Origin of the sequence: Cellulomonas rhizosphaerae, from assembly GCF_003470205.1 — a bacterium.
In the GTDB taxonomy this organism is placed as follows: Bacteria; Actinomycetota; Actinomycetes; order Actinomycetales; family Cellulomonadaceae; genus Cellulomonas; species Cellulomonas rhizosphaerae.
On the sequence record NZ_QWKP01000043.1, the window covers coordinates 1 to 3046 of the forward strand.

Consider the following 3046-nt stretch of genomic DNA (forward strand, 5'->3'; position numbering starts at 1 on the left):
CGAGCCGGAGCTCGACGTCCTCGACCCAGGTGTGGACCGCCTGCAGCCCGTCGAGCTCCACGACGAGCACCTCGCCCGCGGCGTCGTCGGGCACCCGGACCTCGTCGGGCAGGCCGACGAGCGCGACCCCCCGCGGGTCCGCCGTGACGGACAGGGACGCCGAGGCGAGCACGGACCCGTCCAGCTGCTCGCGCCGCACGGCCACGGTGCCCGTCCACGGCGACGCCGTGTCGTTGACGACCGCGAGCACGAGCCCGTCGGGACGCGGCTGCACGGTGAGCAGGCGGTCGGCGTACGCCGCGCGCAGGGCCCACCACAGCGGCTTTGGCCGCTCGTCACCGTCGATCGCCGCCCAGGAGGTGACGGGCCAGCAGTCGTTGAGCTGCCAGACGATCGACCCGGCCGTGCGCGGCCACCACGAGCGGTAGTGCGTGATCGCGTGCTCGACCGCGCGTGCCTGGTTGAGCTGCGTGGCCCAGTGCCAGTCGGTGAAGTCGTCGGGCACGCCCAGGTGCGGCGCCATGCCGCGGTCGAGCTTGCCGTTGCCGTCGTCGGCCTTCTGGTGCAGCAGCCAGACCTCGTCCTCCTTCGCCAGCGGGGCGCCGTCGGCGTTGCGCACCGCACGCTCGAGCGTCGCCCACGTGGGCGGGCCCTGGTAGCCGAACTCCGAGCTGAACCGCGGGACGTCGTCGCGGTAGTGCGTGTAGTCGATCCGGTTCCAGACCTCCCACTGGTGGTGGGTGCCGTGGTCGGGGTCGTTGGGGTGCACGACCGACGGGTCCTGGCCCGGCGAGAACGGGCTGCCGGCCGCGTACGGGCGCGTCGGGTCGAGTTCCGCGATGACGCTCGGGAACACGCCCTCGTAGTAGCCGAGGCCCCAGGTCGCGCCGTCGAGCTTCTCCTTCCAGCCCCAGTCCTCGAAGCCCCAGATGTTCTCGTTGCCGCCGTTCCACAGCACGAGCGACGGGTGCGACGACAGGCGCGTGACGTTCTCGCGCGCCTCGGCCTCGAACTCGGAGCGGTGCGGCTCCTCCTCGGGGTAGGCGAAGCACGCGAGCAGGAAGTCCTGCCAGACCATGAGGCCGCGCTCGTCGCACAGCTCGTAGAAGTCGTCGGACTCGTAGATGCCGCCGCCCCACACGCGCAGCAGGTTGAGGTGCGCGTCGACGGCCTGGTCGAGGCGGCGGGCGAGCCGCTCACGCGTGATGCGCGTGAGCAGGTGGTCGTCCGGGATCCAGTTGGCGCCCTTGACGAAGACCGGCTGGCCGTTGACGACGATCGTGAACTCGGTGCCGATCTCGTCGGCCCCGGTCCGCAGCTCGACGGTCCGCAGCCCGATGCGCCGCTCCCAGGAGTCCAGGCCCTCGAGCTCGACGCTCAGCGCGTACAGGGGCTGCGCGCCGTACCCGTGCGGCCACCACAGGTCCGGCTTCTCGACGACGACCTCGACGACCGTCGACGACTCGTCGGCCGCGACCGTGCCGGTCACGCTCTGCTCACCCAAGGTCACGGTCACCGCGAGCGGCGTGGGGTCCGACAGGCCCGAGCGCTCGACCTCGACGTGCACCGCGACGCGGGCCGCGCCGTCGATCGTCACGAGCGGCCGCACGGACGCGAGGCGCGCGGTGCGCCACCGCTCGAGCCGCGCGGGCTTCCAGATGCCGGCGGTCTGCAGGTCCGGCCCCCAGTCCCAGCCGAAGCTGCAGGCCATCTTGCGGACCATGTTCAGCGGGTGCGGGTAGGCGCCGGGGCGCGCCCCGATGCGCTCGACCTCGGCCTCGGCCGACTCGAGGGCGGAGCGGAAGAGCACCTCGAGCCGGGTCGGCTGGCCGGTCGCGAGCGAGCGCACGTCGAACCGGTAGCCGCGGTGCTGGTTGGCCGTCCGCCCGATCTCGACGCCACCGAGGCTGATCTCCGCGACCGTGTCGAGCCCGTCGAACACCAGGTCGACGCGCTCGTCGTCGGCCGCCGGCTCGACGACCAGCTCACGCGAGTAGAGCCACTGCGCGCGGTGCGCCCAGACCAGGTCGTTCTCGTTCAGGTCCAGGTACGGGTCCTCGATGAGGCCCGCCGCGAGGAGGTCGGTGTGCGCCGTGCCGGGCACCTGGGCAGGGACGACGACACCCGCGATGTGGGCCGGGACGGGTCCGCCCGCCGAGCGCAGGGTCCAGCCGTCGTGCAAGGTCGTGCGGTTCATGGTGCGAGCTCCTGGTGCTTACTTGGTGGCCCCGGCCGACAGGCCGTTGTAGATGTACTTCTGCAGGGCGAGGAAGACGATCAAGGTCGGGATGATGACGAGCAGCGCGCCGGCGGAGAGGATCTCCCACTGGGTGCCCATGGGGCCCCGGAACCGGAACAGCGACGTCGAGATGACGCCCAGGTCCTGCGAGGGCATGTAGAGGAACGGGATGTAGAACTCGTTGTAGATCGCCACGCCCTTGATGATGATCACGGTCGCGATCGCGGGCTTGAGCAGCGGGAAGATCACGCGCCGGTAGATCGTGAAGTGGTTCGCGCCGTCGAGCGTCGCCGCCTCGTCGAGCGAGATCGGGATCGAGCGCATGAACTGCACGAAGATGTAGATCGACACGATGTCGGTGCCCATGAACAGGGCGATCGGCGCGAGCCGGGTGTTGTAGAGCCCGAGCTCGTTGACCACCTGGAACGTGGCGACCTGCGTGGTCACGCCCGGCACGAGCGTGGCGAGCAGGAAAAGCGAGAGCACGAGCTTCTTGAACCGGAACTGGAAGCGGTCCAGCGCATAAGCGGTCATCGTGCCGATGATGATCGTGCCCACCACCGAGGCGACCAGGATGATCGTGGTGTTGAGGAACGCCCGCGCCATGTCGGCGTCCTGGAACGCGGTGACGAAGTTCTTCAGGGTCGGGTGCCTGGGCAGGTCGAGCGGGCCGCTCGTCGCGTAGTCCTGCGCGGTCTTGAGCGACGTGAGCACGATGACGACGAGCGGGACCAGCGTGACGAGGCTGGCGATGACCAGGCTCGAGTACTTGCCCGTCGCGGCGAGGGTCTTCCTCACGTGAGGTTC

Annotated in this window: 2 protein-coding genes; both read right to left on the reverse strand. The window is 70.4% G+C overall.

What is annotated here, in order from left to right:
* A partial coding sequence (locus D1825_RS00570; RefSeq protein ID WP_138067043.1) for a glycoside hydrolase family 2 protein occupies positions 1-2197 on the reverse strand: 2197 nt, incomplete at its 3' end.
* Between the two features lie 18 nt (positions 2198-2215).
* Positions 2216-3037, reverse strand: a complete 822-nt coding sequence (locus D1825_RS00575) for a carbohydrate ABC transporter permease (RefSeq protein WP_118765599.1) — start codon at positions 3035-3037, stop codon at positions 2216-2218.
* Positions 3038-3046 lie beyond the last annotated feature (9 nt).